Origin of the sequence: Arthrobacter sp. NicSoilB11 (genome assembly GCF_019977375.1) — a bacterium.
Taxonomy (GTDB): Bacteria; Actinomycetota; Actinomycetes; order Actinomycetales; family Micrococcaceae; genus Arthrobacter.
This window is the reverse complement of sequence record NZ_AP024657.1, coordinates 855,938-871,208: the sequence shown is the minus strand read 5'-3', so window position 1 is coordinate 871,208 and position 15,271 is coordinate 855,938. Positions and strand designations below refer to the sequence as shown.

Genomic DNA, 15,271 nt, shown 5'->3' with positions numbered 1-15,271 from the left:
CCGCAGCGTGCACGCCGTTCACGTCACGCCCTCGGAACTGTCGCGCTCCATGGTGCCCGTTCTGGGATCGAACTGCGGGCGTTCGTAGGCCAGTTCCCCGCCGCTGCGGCCGCCGTAGGGACGGCCGTGGTCCGCAAATTCCTCCCGGAAGAAGGCCAGGCACCATTGCCCCATCTGGATCCTTGCCCCGGTCCGCAGGACGGATGGTCCCGTCCGGGAGACGCTGCCGCTGACGGGACCGTTCGGTACCAGGACGTATTCATCCTGCCCGTCGTGCCTGATTTCGGCGTGCAGCTCCGCCAGGCCCTCGAGCCGGACGTCCGCGCCTGCGCCGCTCCCTATCGTTGTAACGTCTGCCGTGAGGGCCACCTCCCGCGGAATCTGCCCGGTCCAGGTGGCGGCGTCCTGGACAAAGATCAGCCGCGGCCGGCCACCGCCCCTGGCGTAGTGGGTGGTGGTGATGCGGCGGGTGATCTTCCGCTGGACAGTGGGCACCAGCGGCAAGGGAGTCGACGGCGGCAGCAGCCGCATTCCTTTGGGCCTCCGCCTGCCCTGGCGGACCAACGGCAGCAGGGAGCCGAGTTTGCCGAGCTTGATGTGGGGGGAACGCGTGACCAGCCGCTGGGAGGCAGGGCTGGCCACGTTGCCCAGGCTGAGGATGTTTCCGCCGGGGCCGGCCACGGTGATGCTCACCGCCTTGCGGGCCAGCAGCTCCGCCAGCGGTTTGATCTCCTCCAGGGAGGGCAGCCCGCCGCCGGTCAACGGCGCCAGGCCTTCCAGGGACACTGTTACCTCGGTGCCGGCGGCCCTGGCGCTGCCCGAGGTGACGGCACCGGACTCGTCCGTGTAGGAGAAGTCCAGATCAACGTCCAGACGGTACTGGGGCATGTCCGTCAGCCGCGGTTCGCGTCCGACCCGGCGGCATCCCTGTCGCTGGTGGTGACGCGCAGGCCGCCGTTGAGCTTCCATGTGGCGCGCGGCGCGTCCGGGCCGATGTCGCGTGGAACTTCAATGGTCATATCGACGAACTGGTAGTTGATCGCAGCACCCTTGCCGGTGAGATAGGACCACATCTCCTCGGCAAGGTCTGCCCAATCCCGGATGCTGCGTTCGTTTACAGCTGCGTTTTCAGAAGCACTCAGGTCAGTCATGATGGTCTATCCCCTTCGATGGGCCAGGAACTATCGGGTTACTACCGTTGTTGGCGCGGGACCACCAGGGACGGGACGAGGCGGCAGCCGGTGATCCGTTGGAACGCTGGTGCCGGGCTTGACCGCCCGGCAAGCATCACTGTATTCCCGGCCGCAGGGCGGGGGAAGATGCGGGGCGCGGAACGTTCTTGCCGTGAATTGGGTTCCCTGGTGCGTAACAGCGGTCTGCGACGCACACTGGAAGCATGAGTCCACGAATCATTCCCGTCGTGCCCGGGCCCGGGCAGGAGTCGGTCTGGGACTATCCCCGGCCGCCGCGGATCGAACCCAGCACGGAACGCATACGCATCGTACTTGGAGGCGAGGTGATCCTTGACACCACCGACTCGCTGCGCGTTCTTGAGACCAGCCATCCACCGGTGTACTACGTCCGGCAGTCAGCATTCGTCTCCGGCGCGCTGGAGCCTGCTGCCGGCAGCAGCTTCTGCGAGTTCAAGGGCGCGGCCAATTACCTGACGGTGCGCGGCGGGGGTAAGGAGGCGGACGGCGCTGCCTGGTCCTACCCCGAGCCGGCGTCCGGGTTTGAGGCGCTCGCCGGGCGGGTGGCCGTCTACGCCGGGAGGATGGATTTCTGCGAAGTTGACGGGGAACGGGTGCAGGCGCAGCCGGGCCGCTTCTATGGTGGCTGGATCACCAGCCGCGTGGTGGGTCCCTTCAAAGGCGAGCCGGGAACTATGGACTGGTAAGCCCAAGCGGGCCTTCATCATGCTCACAACGAATATCCAGACAACTCCCAGAGACTGGGAGCATGATGGGAACATGAACAAGAACGGTCCAGAAGCCAGGCTGCTCGTCGTCGACGATGAACCCAACATCCGCGAGCTCCTCTCCACGTCATTGCGGTTCGCCGGCTTTGAAGTGGTCTCCGCTGCCAACGGGCGCGATGCCCTCGCCGCGGCCGACACGCACGCCCCTGACCTGGCCGTGCTGGACGTCATGCTGCCTGACATGGACGGCTTCACCGTGACCCGCCGGCTCCGTGCCGCCGGGAAGCACTTCCCGGTCCTCTTCCTGACCGCGAAGGACGACACCGAGGACAAGGTCACCGGCCTCACCGTGGGCGGTGACGACTATGTCACCAAGCCCTTCAGCCTCGACGAAGTGGTGGCCCGGATCCGCGCCGTCCTGCGCCGGACGCAGCCCCTGCTGGACGACGATGCGGTGATCCGCGTTGACGACCTCGAACTCGACGACGACGCCCACGAGGTGCGGCGCGGGGGCACTGTCATCGAGCTCTCCCCCACGGAATTCAAGCTGCTGCGCTACCTCATGCTCAATCCCAACCGGGTGCTGTCCAAATCGCAGATCCTGGACCATGTGTGGGAGTACAACTTCAACGGCGACGCGTCCATCGTGGAGTCCTACATTTCCTACCTTCGGCGGAAAGTGGACATCGACCCGGAGGCGCCGGCCCTGATCCAGACCAAGCGCGGCGTGGGCTACGTGCTCCGGACGGCTGAAAAGCGCTGACCTTGCTGAAGCGGTGGAAGTCGGCCTCGCTCAGGTCGCAGCTGGTGGCCATGATCATGGCCCTGCTGATTGTGGCCCTGACGGTGACCGGAGCGGTCACACTGACGCTGCTGCACAGCTATCTACAGGGGCAGGTGGACGACAAGCTGAATGCCGCCGTCGACTCTGCCCGGAAACAGCGCTCGTTCACGCAGCTGCAGGCGCCCAGCTCCATTCCCACCGACTATTCGCTGATGCTCTTCGCCCCGGGTGAGCAGCCGTACACCTTCGGCGGCGATCCGGACGACCACCCGGACATCAGCGCCATCACCGTGGAGCAGGCGCAGGCACGCGGGCTGGTTCCCTTCCAGGTCCGTGGAACGGACGGGGAAAACTGGCGGGTGGTGGCAGTGACCGTCCAGAACGGCCAGACCACCGCCGTGGTGGTCATCGGCCTCCCCCTGGAGAGCGTCGACGATGTCCTCAAGCACGCCACCCTGGTGGTCACCGGGGTGGGCCTGTTGACGCTGCTGCTGGCCTCGCTTATTGCCAGCTGGACCGTGTCGAGGTCCTTCCGGCCGCTGGCCCGCGTGGAGAAGACTGCGGCAGCGATTGCCGCCGGTGACCTCTCCCGCCGTGTGGAGGTGGAGAACCCTGCCACCGAGCTGGGCCGGTTGAGCAGCTCGCTGAACGCCATGCTGGCGCACATCGAGACCGCGTTCGCTGCACGGACCGCCTCAGAGGCACGGATGCGCCGCTTCGCCGCCGACGCGTCCCACGAACTGCGCACTCCCCTGGTCACCATCCGCGGGTTCTCCGAACTGTACCGCCACGGCGCCTTGGCGACGGACGAAGACGTGGCCACAGCCATGGGCCGGATCGAAAGCGAAGCCAAGCGCATGGGTTCGATGGTTGAGGACCTGCTCCTGCTGGCACGCCTCGACGAACAGCGGCCGCTGCAGCAGAAGCCCGTGGACCTGCAACTGATTGCGCACGACGCCGTGGTTGATACCCAGGCCAGCGACCGGTCCCGGCTGATCACGCTCACCGGACTCGACGGCGGACCGGCGGCACCGGCCCCGGTCCTTGGGGATGAGGCCAAGCTGCGCCAGGTGGTGGGCAACCTCGTGGGCAATGCCCTGCGCTATACCCCGGAGGGCAGCCCCATCGAAGTCGCCGTCGGGGTCCGCGGGACCGACGGCGAAGAACGTTCCATCATCGAAGTCCGGGACCATGGGCCGGGTATCTCGGAAGAGGACGCAGCCAAGGTCTTTGAACGCTTTTACCGGGCTGACACGTCCCGGACCAGGGAGACGGGCGGCAGCGGCCTCGGGCTCGCCATCGTGGCGGCCATCGTGGGGTCGCACGGCGGTTCGGTAAGGGTGGAAAAGACCGACGGCGGCGGCGCCACGCTGGTGGTGAGCCTTCCGCGGCGAGAGGATTCCGCCCGCACTGGCGGCGTGGACGGGCAGGAAACCACCGCCCGCAGTGCCGCAGGGGCCAAGGGCAGCGACGGGTCGGTTATCCACATATAGTCCTCCGGCCATGGCTGCCGCCCGGTTCTGCTCCATAGGCTCGTCCCAGCAGCCCGGATCCGCCGGGCGCGGGGGCGCTCCGCCCGCCGTATCGAAAGGCACAGCCATGAGCATTATTTCCGTCGACACCGAATTACTGCAGCTGAAGTCCGCGAACGTCCAGGCCACCGTGGACCGGATCAGCGCGGACGTGCACGCAATGAAGCGTGGCCTCGACGAACTGCAGGGATCATGGCGCGGTGCAGCGGCCACCAACTTCCAGGCGCTCATCACCGAATGGACCATCACCCAGGGCCGGGTGGAGGCGTCGCTGGCGTCCATCAACGCGGCCCTGGCCTCTGCAGCGGCCACGTATGCCCAGGCGGAGCAGGGAAACACGCAGCGGTTCAGCTGACGCCCATGTGAGCTGAACGGTTCGCCTACGCTTCCGGCGTTCCCTGATGGAACCGTAGCCGCCACCGGCCGCCGTCGAGGACCCACAGGGAGCTGCGCAGCGTGGTGCCTGAGCGGGCGAAACTGCGGTAAGTCAGCAGGACCGCGCTGGTGCCGATGCGGTCAGCGCCCAGGATTTCGATATCGGTCCGTTCACCGGGATCCTCTTCGAGGGCCATCATCATGGCGTCCCGGGTCCAGACCCTTCCCGAGCTGCCAATCTCCATGAAGTCCGGGTGCAGCAGGACAGCCGTCCGGCCGATATCCCCCCGCACCAGTGGGCCCAGCAGCTCACGTTCGAGCTCTTCGACCAGCGCCTCAGGCGGGATGGCGCCGGCCTGTTGCGTTGCCTCGGCCATGTCAAGGGCGTCTGTGTCCAGTTCGCTGAACAGGTCAAGTTCATCGAAGGCCGGGAGCGGTTCAGGGGTGGCGCGCGGCCTGCCGGCGCCCGCGGCCGGTGCGCCGCCGCCGGCCCCTGGTACCGGGCGCCCAGGAGCAGCGGTCGGGATGTCCAGGGTGGCGGGCGGGAAGCCAATACCGGAGGGCTGCCCGTCGGCCGCATGTCCGGAGCCGGATGGGGTCGCAGCAGGTTGGTGTGCGGCTTCGTGGTGTGCAGCTGCGTGGTGCGCGCCAGGGTGGTGTCCGCCGGGGAACCCGGGCCCGGACCTTGCTGCCACGCCCTGCTGGTACGCCGTTGCCGCGGCCCTGGCCCGTTCGTCCGCAGCCTCGTTCAGCTCATGGCCGGCGTGGCCCTTGACCCACTCAAATGTGTAAACCCGGCCGGCCAGCTCGCGGTCGAGTTCCTTCAACAGTTCCACGTTCAGGACGGGTTTTCCGTCTGCCTTGCGCCAGCCCTTGCGCTTCCAGCCCGGCATCCATTTGGTAATTGAGTTGATCACGTACTGGCTGTCGCAAAGGATGCGCAGGTCCTCACCGGGCAGGTGGGCGGTGGCGCGCAGGAGGTCAAGGACAGCCATCAGCTCACCCTGGTTGTTGGTCCCGTGCGGCCAGCCCCCGGCCCGCCAGCAATCGTCATTCACATACCAGGCCCAGCCGGCCGGACCGGGATTTCCCAAGGCCGAACCATCAGCCGCTGCAGTAATCGTCACCAAACCATCCTGCCAGAAGCCACCGACATTGGACCGACGCCACAGCATCCCAGCCTGGCCGGGCTGCCGCACCCCTTCGGTGCCCCGGCAGCGGGCTGTGCGAATGGTCGTAAGCGCAACTTTGACGGCCGAAGCGACAGGGGTTGGGAAAACGCTTACCGAAACTTCTTGACGTGAGCATGCCGGGCGCGACACAATCACTTCATCACTCGAGAAAACGGTTTCTGATCTTCGCCGGTCAGCGCATCACGGCGACCCCGGCGCACAAGGAGCCCATCCGGAAGGAACATCAATGACGATTCCAGTCGTAAGCCGGCGCCGCTTCCAGCTGGGCGCGGCCGCGCTGGCACTCTCCATCCTGGCCACCGGCTGCGGGGCCCCCGGCGGTTCAGGCGACAACGGCCAGGTGACCTTGCGGTTCGCCTGGTGGGGCAATGAATACCTGAACGCACAGACAAACAAGGTCATCGCGGCCTTTGAGGCATCGCACCCGAACATCAAGATCAAAGCGGAGCCGGGAGAATGGTCCAGCTACTGGGACAAGCTGGCAACGAAGACCGCCGCCAACGATGCGCCCGACGTCGTCCAGATGGACCAGAAATACATCGCCGAATACGGCGGCCGCGGGGCGCTGATGGACCTGTCCAGGCAAAACGGCATCGATACCTCAAAACTGGACAAGGAAGCGCTTGCGTCGGGCCAGTACGGCGGCGCCCAGTACGGGTTGAGCACAGGCCGGAACGCCTATGTCATCATGGCCAACACGAAAGTGTTCCAGGCAGCGGGAGTGCCCGTGCCGGACGACAAGACCTGGACGTGGAAAGACTTCGTGGACACGGCGGCGAAGATCAGCGCAGCAGGTGACGGGAAGAGTTACGGGGCCGCTTATGGCAGCAACGAAGCCGACCTGATCATCTGGCTGCGCCAGCACGGCGAGAATCTGTACTCAGGGGACGGCAAGCTCGACTTTGAAGCCGCGACTGCAGCGTCCTTCTGGGAACGGATCAAGGAACAGCGCGACTCCAAGGCCAGCCCGGCGGCCACCGTGGCAACCGAGGATGCAGGGGCAGGACTGGAGGAAAGCCTGTTCGGAACAAACCGGGTGGCCATGGCCTGGTGGTGGACCAACCAGCTTGGTTCCCTTGAAGCCACCACCGGCAGCAGCATAAAGATACTGCGGGCCCCCAGCGTCGACGGCGCCTCGGCCGGCAATGGCATGTACTACAAGCCCACCATGTTCTGGTCTGCATCCTCCCGTTCGAAGCATTCCCAGCAGGCCGCGGAGTTCATCAACTACCTCACCAACAGTCCGGAGGCGGGTGCCATCCTGATGACCGACAGGGGCGTCCCCACCAATCCGGACATCGTTTCGGGCATCACCCCGCAGCTTAAGCCGGCTGACACCACCGTGGTTGGATTCCTGAAGGACATAGCCCCGGACATCAAGGACGCACCGCCTGTCCCGCCCGTGGGTGCAGGGAGCGTCCAGAACGTCATCAGGAGGTACACGGATGAAGTGCTGTACGACCGGATGACCCCGCAGGCCGCGGCGGAAGCCTTCAAGAAGGAAGTCCAGGGGATGCTGGATTCGGCCCGGAAGTAACTCCCCTCCCACAGCTCCTTGTCCGGGCGGCCAAGCCGGCACAGGCCGCATCCGTGGCCGGGAACAAAACCTCCGGCACAAAAGTGCGGCCCCCTCGCAAACGAGGGGGCCGCACTTTGCGGTTGGCGGGAGAGGTCCCAGCAGGAGGGCTTAGAAGCCGCCCATGCCTCCCATGCCGCCCATGTCGTCTCCGCCTGCGGGGGCGGCGTTCTTCTCCGGCTTGTCAGCCACCACTGCTTCGGTGGTGAGGAACAGGCCAGCGATGGAAGCCGCGTTCTGCAGGGCAGAGCGGGTTACCTTGACGGGGTCGTTGACGCCGGCAGCCAGCAGGTCGACGTATTCGCCGGTGGCTGCGTTCAGGCCGTGGCCTGCGGGCAGGCCGCGGACCTTGTCCACCACGACGCCCGGCTCGAGGCCGGCGTTGAAGGCGATCTGCTTCAGCGGGGCGTCGATGGCAACGCGGACGATGTTGGCGCCGGTTGCTTCGTCGCCGGAGAGCTGCAGGTTGGCGAATGCCTTGGCACCGGCCTGGATGAGGGCCACGCCGCCACCGGCCACGATGCCTTCTTCAACTGCAGCCTTGGCGTTGCGGACTGCGTCCTCGATGCGGTGCTTGCGCTCCTTGAGCTCAACCTCGGTGGCGGCACCGGCCTTGATGACTGCAACGCCGCCGGCCAGCTTGGCCAGCCGCTCCTGCAGCTTCTCGCGGTCGTAGTCGGAGTCCGAATTCTCAATCTCGGCGCGGATCTGGGAAACGCGGCCGGCGATCTGGTCGGCGTCGCCGGCACCTTCAACGATGGTGGTCTCGTCCTTGGTGACAACAACCTTGCGGGCCTGGCCCAGGAGTTCCAGGCCGGCGTTCTCCAGCTTGAGTCCAACCTCTTCGGAGATGACCTGGCCGCCGGTGAGGACGGCGATGTCGGCCAGCTGGGCCTTGCGGCGGTCGCCGAAGCCCGGAGCCTTGACGGCGACAGACTTGAAGGTGCCACGGATCTTGTTGACGATCAGGGTGGCCAGGGCCTCGCCCTCGATGTCCTCGGCAATGATCAGCAGCGGCTTGTTGGACTGCATGACCTTTTCCAGGACAGCAACCAGTTCCTTGACGTTGGAGATCTTGGAGTTGACGATCAGGATGTACGGATCCTCAAGGACCGTTTCCTGGCGCTCGGCGTCCGTGACGAAGTAGGCGGAGATGTAGCCCTTGTCGAAGCGCATGCCTTCGGTGAGCTCGAGCTCCAGGCCGAAGGTGTTGGACTCCTCGACCGTGATAACGCCTTCCTTGCCCACCTTGTCCAGGGCTTCGGCGATGAGGGCACCGATTTCGTCGTCACCGGCGGAGATGGAGGCGGTGGCCGCGATCTCTTCCTTGGTTTCGATTTCCTTGGCGGAAGCCAGGAGTTCGCGGGTGACAGCCTCGACGGCCTTCTCGATGCCGCGCTTGAGGGACAGCGGGTCGGCGCCGGCGGCAACGTTGCGCAGGCCTTCCTTGACCAGGGCCTGTGCCAGGACGGTGGCCGTGGTGGTGCCGTCGCCGGCAACATCGTCGGTCTTCTTGGCAACTTCCTTGACCAGCTCAGCGCCGATCTTCTCGTAAGGATCGTCCAGCTCGATCTCCTTGGCGATGGAAACACCATCGTTGGTGATCGTGGGGGCCCCCCACTTCTTTTCGAGGACGACGTTGCGTCCACGCGGGCCGAGGGTGACCTTAACGGCGTCGGCGAGGGTGTTCAGGCCACGCTCAAGGCCGCGGCGTGCCTCTTCATCAAATGCAATGATCTTGGCCATAACGGCAGTAGTCCTTTCGGGACAGTCGTTAAGAATGAACCTTCGCTGCAGTGCCCGCGACGGACGATCCTTTGACGGCGGCCTCTGTATGCCTCCGGGAGGGGATCTCACTGAAGTGAGGTGTTTCTTTCGCTCCTCGTCCGGTGCCCCGCGCCGCCGGCCGGAACCAGGCTTTGCTTTAGCAGTCGGTACGTCAGAGTGCTAACTCAATAATTAGCACTCCCCAGGTGAGAGTGCAAGCGAAAAGACGCCGGACGGGCGGGTAGGGGCAGCGGCTTCGCCCAGGGCGATCAGCTTGAATGTCCGGCCGTCTCCCGGCCGGTGGGGGTGGGGTTGTTCTCGGGGCCGTAGGTGAATACGGAGAAAACGGCGGTGGTGATATCCCCGTTGGAGTCGAAGGCAACCGGTCCTGACTCGCCGTCGTAATTGATGTCCGGATTGGCAGCAAGGCCGCCCAGGCACTCCTTGTACGTCAGGCACGGGGCGGGCGGGACCGTTGCCCCCGGGGCAGGCGTCCCTGCGGAGGGCATCCCCTGGGATGTGGTCCTGCCTGATGCGGCGCCACCCGAAACCGGAACCAGGTTGGCGGCGATGGAGCGTCCGGCATCGTCCTGGGCCCTTGCCGCCGCCAGGGCCGCCAGGGTAACGGCGTCGTAGGTTTCAGCAGCATACGAGACGTCCTTCAGGGAAGGATCAACGGCCAGGAGCTTTCCCTGGAAGGCGGCGGTGGGCAGTTGGCCCGGGACGACGGCGCGGGCGCCGTCCAGGGTCCGGGAGGCGAGCCCTGATCCGTAGCGGGCAAAGGCGCCATCGCTGAGGAGAACTTTTGAACCCCTGAGGCCGGAGTTGTTCAGCTCGGCCAACGCGCCCTGCGCCCCTTCCCGGGCAACCAGGACCACGGCGTCAGGGCTGGCCTTGGCTGCGGAGCGTGCGGCTTCGGCGGCGGCGCCGGGCTTGAAGGCGGCTCCGGGCAGGACCGTCAGGCCGGACTGTTGCGCGGCTTTCGTGACGGCAGCCGACAGGTCCTTGCCGTAGGCACCTTCCTGGTACACCACGGTGATGCTGGCGGCCCCGGCGTCCTTGGCGAGTTTGGCCAGCACAGGACCTTGCGCGACGTCGGCCGCGGCCGTGCGGAAGTAGTAGCCTCCGCTGGCGATCCCGGAGAGGGCGGCAGCGGTGTTGGCCGGCGAGATGAGGGGTATGCGTGCGTGGGACAGGATGTCCACGGCGGCGGCCGCGTGGCTGGAATCGGTGGGTCCAATGACCACGTCCGCCTTGGCGGCCACCAGGTCCTTGGCCTGGCCTGCGGCTTCCTGGTCCGGATGCGCCGGCAGCAGCTCCACCGGCCGGCCTTTGTGTCCGCCGGCGGCGTTGATTTCCTGGACGGCCAGCTTGGCGGCCGCCAGCTGGGGCGCATTAAGGAAGGCATTGCCGCCGGTGTTGTCCAGGATCAGGCCCACCCGGAGGACGCCATCGCCGGAGGCTTCGACCGGGTCCACCCTGGCGTTGCCGCCGGCGCCCGAACATGCTGTGACCGCGAGGACTGCCCCCAGGGAAACGGCCAGCGCCGCTCGGCCGCGGACCGGGGAACGGTAAAACGGCATCACTGGGCGGGCCGGACGTTTTCTGCCTGGGGACCTTTTTCGCCCTCCCCGACTTCCAGCTGCACCCTCTGCCCCTCATCCAGTGCGCGGTAGCCCTCCCCCTGGATCGCGGACCAGTGGACAAAAACGTCATCACCGGAGCCGTCAACGGTGATGAAGCCATAGCCCTTTTCAGCGTTGAACCATTTGACGGTTCCCAGTGCCATGATGAACAACTCTTTCCGTTGGGGTTATGCAGCCGTGGGCGGAGCGGGTGCGGCTAGCGGTATCCGGGGCCAAGCACCACCACGAGCGGCACCTGGAATTCGGTGCTGTTCACCACGGTGGGGATGTTGAGCAGCCCGGCAAGCGCCTGTGCGTTTGCCAGTTGCTGGGGGCCGGAGTAGAAGATCACGGAGGATTTCTGCGGGGCGCCGGACCAGTTGCCTACCTGGCCGAGGCGCCATCCGTCCGCCTGGACGGTTCCGGCCACCCGGCTGGCCAGCCCTGCCGTGCCTGCCGCGTTGTAAACCGCCACTGCCTGCGTCCTGTCGACGGCTGCCTCCCGGGTGGCGGAAGGTGTGGCCTGGGGCTCCGGGTCACTGCTTTGGGTTGGTTCAGACGAAGCAGACGGAGACGGCGAAGCAGGAGGCGCGGATGCCTGCGTGGCCGATGGGGTGGTTCCGGTTCCGGCCAGCGGAGCTGACTCCACGCTCGCCGATGCCTGGCTCGCGGTGGCGCTGAATCCCAGCTTGGGAAGGATCAGGAAGGACACCAGCCCTATGGCAAGGGCCGCCATCCCCACTACCAGGATGGGCCACAGCCGCACCCGGGACGGGGCCGAGGCCGTCCGGTGGACACCTTGTCGCGACGCGGCCTCCGGGACCTTGTCGAATTCATCGCGGGCGTATCTGGTCATGGTGGAAGGACATCCTTGTTGATTGCGGCTGTTGTCCCGGCCTGGGGGTTGTTAAGCGTCGGATCCCATGCGCCGGGCAGTGCGCGCACGGTGGCGCGACGTACGTAGTCTACGCAATCTCTTCACCAGCATGGGATCGTGTGCCAGCGCATCCTCGCGGTCGATCAGTGCGTTCAGGAGCTGGTAGTAATGGGTCGCGGAGAGGTCAAAGAGGTCGCGGATGGCCTGCTCCTTGGCCCCTGCGTACTTCCACCATTGCCGTTCCAGGGCCAGCATCTGCTGTTCGCGCTCGGAGAGGGAGGACTCACGGAGGGTGAAATCCGCCAAAAGGGACTTCCGTGGATCCTGCTCCGGCAGGTGTTCCCGGGCCGGTTCCGCCACGGCACACTCCTTCGCTGGTTACGGTAAATGTCTTACCCCCATGCTACCGGTCGAATAACACGGGTGTCATTCGCGCCCCGCGCCTGCACCGGCCCGGTGCCGCGGGCGGGCGTCCCCCGATGGCCTGCAAGAATGGAACGATGTTTGAATCGGATGCGCTGTTCGAGCTGCAGCAGGACCCGGCGGACGGCACCCGCTTCGCTGACCTGGCTGACCTGCCCCTGGCGGAGCTCATGGCGCCGGACTGGGCCACGGCACTGCAGGGAGTGGAGGGCAAGCTCCGGTCGGTCCTGGCCTTCCTGGCTGCTGAAGAGGCGGCCGGGCACCAACTCCTGCCGCCGCCGTCGAACGTCCTGCGCGCCTTCCGCCAGCCGCTCGCCGGCGTCAAGGTCCTCATCGTGGGCCAGGACCCCTACCCCACCCCGGGGCACGCAGTCGGGCTGTCGTTTTCCGTCGATGCCCGCACGCGCCCCCTCCCCCGCAGCCTGGTGAACATCTACCGCGAACTCGAATCGGACCTCGGCATTCCGCCGCGCGTCCATGGCGACCTGTCGGCATGGACGGAGCAGGGCGTGCTGCTCCTGAACCGGGTACTCACGGTCAGGGCAGGATCTGCTGGGTCCCACCGGGGCAAAGGCTGGGAGGACATTACGACGGCGGCCGTCACCGCCCTGGCATGCCGCCGGGCCGCGGATGGGTCCAGGATGCCTTTGGTGGCGGTGTTGTGGGGCAAGGAGGCGGAGGGCCTCCAGCCGCTGCTGGCAGGCGCCCCCGCCGTCATCAGCCCGCACCCCAGCCCGCTGTCCGCCTCCCGCGGGTTCTTTGGCTCCAGGCCATTCAGCAGGGTGAACCAACTGTTGCGCGAACAGGGTGCAACGGCCGTAACCTGGGAACTCCCGCCGTCGCCCTAGCTTAGGCTTGCCTTATGAGCACCGTCCCCGCCGCCACCAGCGCCACGAAGAAGAGCCGCCCCCAGGTCACCCTGACCGTGCTGCGCAAGGAACAGCTGTCCCCGCACATGGTCCGGATCGTGGCCGGCGGGGAGGGCTTCAGCGACTTCGCCAACAACGGCTTCGTGGACCGGTACGTGAAGATCGTTTTCCCGCAGCCCGGGGTTGACTACCCCTCCCCGCTGGACCTGTGGGCCGTCCGGGAAACCATGCCGCGCGAGCAGTGGCCGTTCACCCGCACCTATACGCTGCGCTGGGTGGATCCGGAGGCGAGCGAACTCGCCATCGACTTCGTGGTCCACGGCGACGAGGGCCTGGCGGGTCCATGGGCGGCAGGGGCACAGCCGGGCGAGACACTGACCTTCACCGGACCCGGCGGCGCCTACAACCCCAACCCCGAGGCCGACTGGTACCTGTTCGCCGGTGATGAGGCAGCGCTTCCTGCCATCGCCGCATGCATCGAGGCCCTGCCCGCGGAGGCAACCGGGCTTGCCTTCCTGGAGGTAGGTTCCGAGGCCGACATCCAGCCTGTTTCCGCCCCTGCCGGGCTGGAGATTACCTGGCTGGCCCGCAACGGCACACCGGCAGGTGCCAGCGACCTGCTGGTCAGGGCGGTGGCGGAGGCCGAATGGCCCACCGGCACCGTGGATGTGTTTGCACATGGCGAACGCGGCTATATGAAGGCCCTCCGCGAAATCTTCTTCAAGCAGCGCGGCCTGGACCGCCGGCAGGTGTCCCTCTCCGGTTACTGGGCGCAGGGCCGCGTGGAGGACGTGTTCCAGGCCGAGAAAAAGCTCCCGGTCGGCCAGATCTAGCGGCGGCGCGCCCGGCGCCGCTCGTTGCTTGCCAGGCTGCGGGTCAGGGGCCGGGCCAGCACGTCGCCCAGGACGATCCCGCCGGCCGTTCCCAGCACGATGGCACCGGCGCTGAGCATTCCTCCGGCGCCGGCCAGGATCTCGGACTCCTCAACGGTGAGGACGTACATGGACCGGAATATCGTGAGGCCGGGCAGCAGGATCAGGGCTGCGGGAACTGCCACCACCAGCTGCGGCGCACCCATCCGCAGCGCCACCACCCGTGCCAGCAGGCCAATGACGACGGCGGCCATGGCAGGGGCGAAACGGTCGCCGATGCCCAGCAGGCCGCAGCCCAGCAGCACCAGGTAGCCCGCCACGCCTACGGCTGCGGTTGGCAGCAGGAGCTTCCAGGTGGTCTGTTCCGTAATGCCGATGGCCATCACGGCGGCGGCTACGAAGATGATGAGGACCCACAGATCGTAGGCGGGCGGGAAGGTCTGGGTGACGTCGATGCGCTGCAGCCCGGTCAGCTCCCCCACCACGAAGGCAACAGCGATCCCTGCCACGATGGCGCCGAACGTCAGCAGCGTGGACAGGAACCGTCCGGCCGCCGTCACCGGGAAGCCGTTGATGGCATCCTGCACGGAGGACACCAGGCGCCCGGTGGGAAGGAGCAGCAGGATGCCGCCCACCACCACGATGGACGGCGATGCGGTGAGCCCGAACTGCCAGAGCAGCAGCGCCAGCATGGTGACCACGAAAGAGCAGCTGGCGGTGATGAAGAAGTCCGGTACGCGCCAGCGTCCCAGCTGCCGGGCCAGCAGGCTGATGCCGATATTGGCCACGAACGCAACTGCCGAGGACACCGGACCGCCGCCCAGCACGCCAACGAACACGGCGGCGAAGATGCCGAAGGCGGCCGTGACCATCCAGCGCGGATAGGGTTTCGGGCTGGTGATGGCCTCGTTCAGCCGGCGGATCGCCTCATCCCGGCCCACGCCGCCGGCCACGATGTCCGTGACCAGTTGGTGCACCTTGGCCAGGCCCGCATAGTTGTTGGTCCAGGAGCGCACCACGCGCAGCAGGGCGATCGGCGTCTGGTCCTTGGGTGCGTAGTTGATACCCACGGACTGGTTGGTGATGTCCACCTCGATGTTCTTCAGCCCCAGGGCCGCGGTGACGGCAATGATGCTGGTTTCCACTTCCAGGGCGCCGGCGCCATACCGGAACATGGTCTCGGCCAGGTGCAGGGCGAAATCCAGGGTCTTCCGGGCGGAGGTGTCCACGCCACCCACCTGGATGGTGGGGTTGGCGTAGGGACTCCCCGCCAGCCGGTCCACGATGCTCAACGGGGCGGTTGGTGGATTCTCGCCCTGCACCAGGCGGCGCAGCATCCTCTTGGCGGCAGCGTCCTGCCGAAGCTGCGCAGGGGTCAGCGGTTCAGTCTTGGGCAGGCCGTCAGTCTTTGGCCTGTGCCCTGGCCGTTCGTGCCGTTCGGTCATGCCCGCTTCCTCCCT

The 15,271-nt window shown here is 66.6% G+C and carries 16 protein-coding genes; 7 read left to right on the top strand and 9 right to left on the bottom strand.

What is annotated here, in order from left to right:
* Window positions 1–18: 18 nt before the first annotated feature.
* On the bottom strand, window positions 19–888 hold the full coding sequence (locus LDO14_RS04125; RefSeq protein WP_018769543.1) for an FHA domain-containing protein: 870 nt from the start codon (window positions 886–888) through the stop codon (window positions 19–21).
* A gap of 5 nt (window positions 889–893) precedes the next feature.
* Entirely contained in the window at window positions 894–1,151 is a 258-nt protein-coding gene (locus LDO14_RS04120; protein ID WP_018769542.1) for a hypothetical protein, read from the bottom strand.
* Between the two features lie 245 nt (window positions 1,152–1,396).
* On the opposite strand from LDO14_RS04120, the gene LDO14_RS04115 reads away from it, so the two are divergent.
* The 4 genes from LDO14_RS04115 (at window position 1,397) to LDO14_RS04100 (ending at window position 4,589) form a co-directional block, all read left to right on the top strand.
* The gene (locus LDO14_RS04115) at window positions 1,397–1,897 is read left to right on the top strand and encodes a DUF427 domain-containing protein (protein ID WP_026265813.1); all 501 of its coding nucleotides are present in this window, start codon (window positions 1,397–1,399) and stop codon (window positions 1,895–1,897) included.
* 73 nt (window positions 1,898–1,970) lie between these two features.
* Window positions 1,971–2,681 carry a response regulator transcription factor gene (locus LDO14_RS04110; protein ID WP_018769540.1) on the top strand — a complete coding sequence of 237 codons (711 nt, stop codon included), beginning with the start codon at window positions 1,971–1,973 and terminating at the stop codon, window positions 2,679–2,681.
* Window positions 2,682–2,683: 2 nt separating this feature from the next.
* Window positions 2,684–4,195: a HAMP domain-containing sensor histidine kinase gene (locus LDO14_RS04105; protein ID WP_018769539.1), complete on the top strand. Its 1,512-nt coding sequence runs from the start codon at window positions 2,684–2,686 to the stop codon at window positions 4,193–4,195.
* 106 nt (window positions 4,196–4,301) lie between these two features.
* Window positions 4,302–4,589, top strand: coding sequence for a WXG100 family type VII secretion target (locus LDO14_RS04100; RefSeq protein ID WP_018769538.1), 288 nt, complete (start codon window positions 4,302–4,304; stop codon window positions 4,587–4,589).
* A 25-nt stretch (window positions 4,590–4,614) separates the two neighbouring features.
* Here the strand turns inward: LDO14_RS04100 and LDO14_RS04095 are convergent, their stop codons facing one another.
* Window positions 4,615–5,736, bottom strand: coding sequence for a ribonuclease HI family protein (locus LDO14_RS04095; protein ID WP_144601291.1), 1,122 nt, complete (start codon window positions 5,734–5,736; stop codon window positions 4,615–4,617).
* A gap of 292 nt (window positions 5,737–6,028) precedes the next feature.
* Here LDO14_RS04095 and LDO14_RS04090 point away from each other — a divergent pair, with 292 nt between their 5' ends.
* The gene (locus tag LDO14_RS04090) at window positions 6,029–7,339 is read left to right on the top strand and encodes an extracellular solute-binding protein (protein ID WP_018769536.1); all 1,311 of its coding nucleotides are present in this window, start codon (window positions 6,029–6,031) and stop codon (window positions 7,337–7,339) included.
* 150 nt (window positions 7,340–7,489) lie between these two features.
* On the opposite strand, the gene groL is transcribed toward LDO14_RS04090, so the two are convergent.
* From groL to LDO14_RS04065, 5 genes are all read right to left on the bottom strand, one after another.
* Window positions 7,490–9,124 carry a chaperonin GroEL gene (gene groL / locus LDO14_RS04085; RefSeq protein ID WP_018769535.1) on the bottom strand — a complete coding sequence of 545 codons (1,635 nt, stop codon included), beginning with the start codon at window positions 9,122–9,124 and terminating at the stop codon, window positions 7,490–7,492.
* 290 nt (window positions 9,125–9,414) lie between these two features.
* Window positions 9,415–10,728, bottom strand: a complete 1,314-nt coding sequence (locus LDO14_RS04080) for an ABC transporter substrate-binding protein (RefSeq protein ID WP_223995113.1) — start codon at window positions 10,726–10,728, stop codon at window positions 9,415–9,417.
* Window positions 10,728–10,934 carry a cold-shock protein gene (locus LDO14_RS04075; RefSeq protein ID WP_134165653.1) on the bottom strand — a complete coding sequence of 69 codons (207 nt, stop codon included), beginning with the start codon at window positions 10,932–10,934 and terminating at the stop codon, window positions 10,728–10,730. Before LDO14_RS04075 ends, LDO14_RS04080 begins: the two co-directional genes overlap by 1 nt.
* 53 nt (window positions 10,935–10,987) lie before the next feature.
* A complete protein-coding gene (locus tag LDO14_RS04070) occupies window positions 10,988–11,626 on the bottom strand; it encodes a LytR C-terminal domain-containing protein (RefSeq protein ID WP_056389168.1) in 639 nt (212 codons plus the stop codon).
* A 51-nt stretch (window positions 11,627–11,677) separates the two neighbouring features.
* Window positions 11,678–12,007 carry a DUF3263 domain-containing protein gene (locus LDO14_RS04065; protein ID WP_144601294.1) on the bottom strand — a complete coding sequence of 110 codons (330 nt, stop codon included), beginning with the start codon at window positions 12,005–12,007 and terminating at the stop codon, window positions 11,678–11,680.
* Between the two features lie 140 nt (window positions 12,008–12,147).
* Here LDO14_RS04065 and LDO14_RS04060 point away from each other — a divergent pair, with 140 nt between their 5' ends.
* Both LDO14_RS04060 and LDO14_RS04055 read left to right on the top strand, forming a co-directional pair.
* Window positions 12,148–12,918 carry a uracil-DNA glycosylase gene (locus LDO14_RS04060; protein WP_144601295.1) on the top strand — a complete coding sequence of 257 codons (771 nt, stop codon included), beginning with the start codon at window positions 12,148–12,150 and terminating at the stop codon, window positions 12,916–12,918.
* A 14-nt stretch (window positions 12,919–12,932) separates the two neighbouring features.
* Entirely contained in the window at window positions 12,933–13,772 is an 840-nt protein-coding gene (locus LDO14_RS04055; protein ID WP_144601296.1) for a siderophore-interacting protein, read from the top strand.
* On the opposite strand, the gene LDO14_RS04050 is transcribed toward LDO14_RS04055, so the two are convergent.
* Window positions 13,769–15,256: a threonine/serine exporter family protein gene (locus tag LDO14_RS04050; protein ID WP_018769528.1), complete on the bottom strand. Its 1,488-nt coding sequence runs from the start codon at window positions 15,254–15,256 to the stop codon at window positions 13,769–13,771. The two genes, LDO14_RS04055 and LDO14_RS04050, sit on opposite strands and share 4 nt — an antisense overlap.
* Between the last annotated feature and the right edge of the window lie 15 nt (window positions 15,257–15,271).

Excerpts from the sequence above, each read along its gene's own strand:
- LDO14_RS04125 (WP_018769543.1), bottom strand. The coding sequence starts at position 888 with ATGCCCCAGTACCGTCTGGACGTTGATCTGGACTTCTCCTACACGGAC.
- LDO14_RS04120 (WP_018769542.1), bottom strand. The coding sequence starts at position 1,151 with ATGACTGACCTGAGTGCTTCTGAAAACGCAGCTGTAAACGAACGCAGC.
- LDO14_RS04115 (WP_026265813.1), top strand. The coding sequence starts at position 1,397 with ATGAGTCCACGAATCATTCCCGTCGTGCCCGGGCCCGGGCAGGAGTCG.
- LDO14_RS04110 (WP_018769540.1), top strand. The coding sequence starts at position 1,971 with ATGAACAAGAACGGTCCAGAAGCCAGGCTGCTCGTCGTCGACGATGAA.
- LDO14_RS04100 (WP_018769538.1), top strand. The coding sequence starts at position 4,302 with ATGAGCATTATTTCCGTCGACACCGAATTACTGCAGCTGAAGTCCGCG.
- LDO14_RS04090 (WP_018769536.1), top strand. The coding sequence starts at position 6,029 with ATGACGATTCCAGTCGTAAGCCGGCGCCGCTTCCAGCTGGGCGCGGCC.
- groL (WP_018769535.1), bottom strand. The coding sequence starts at position 9,124 with ATGGCCAAGATCATTGCATTTGATGAAGAGGCACGCCGCGGCCTTGAG.
- LDO14_RS04080 (WP_223995113.1), bottom strand. The coding sequence starts at position 10,728 with ATGCCGTTTTACCGTTCCCCGGTCCGCGGCCGAGCGGCGCTGGCCGTT.
- LDO14_RS04075 (WP_134165653.1), bottom strand. The coding sequence starts at position 10,934 with ATGGCACTGGGAACCGTCAAATGGTTCAACGCTGAAAAGGGCTATGGC.
- LDO14_RS04070 (WP_056389168.1), bottom strand. The coding sequence starts at position 11,626 with ATGACCAGATACGCCCGCGATGAATTCGACAAGGTCCCGGAGGCCGCG.
- LDO14_RS04060 (WP_144601295.1), top strand. The coding sequence starts at position 12,148 with ATGTTTGAATCGGATGCGCTGTTCGAGCTGCAGCAGGACCCGGCGGAC.
- LDO14_RS04055 (WP_144601296.1), top strand. The coding sequence starts at position 12,933 with ATGAGCACCGTCCCCGCCGCCACCAGCGCCACGAAGAAGAGCCGCCCC.
- LDO14_RS04050 (WP_018769528.1), bottom strand. The coding sequence starts at position 15,256 with ATGACCGAACGGCACGAACGGCCAGGGCACAGGCCAAAGACTGACGGC.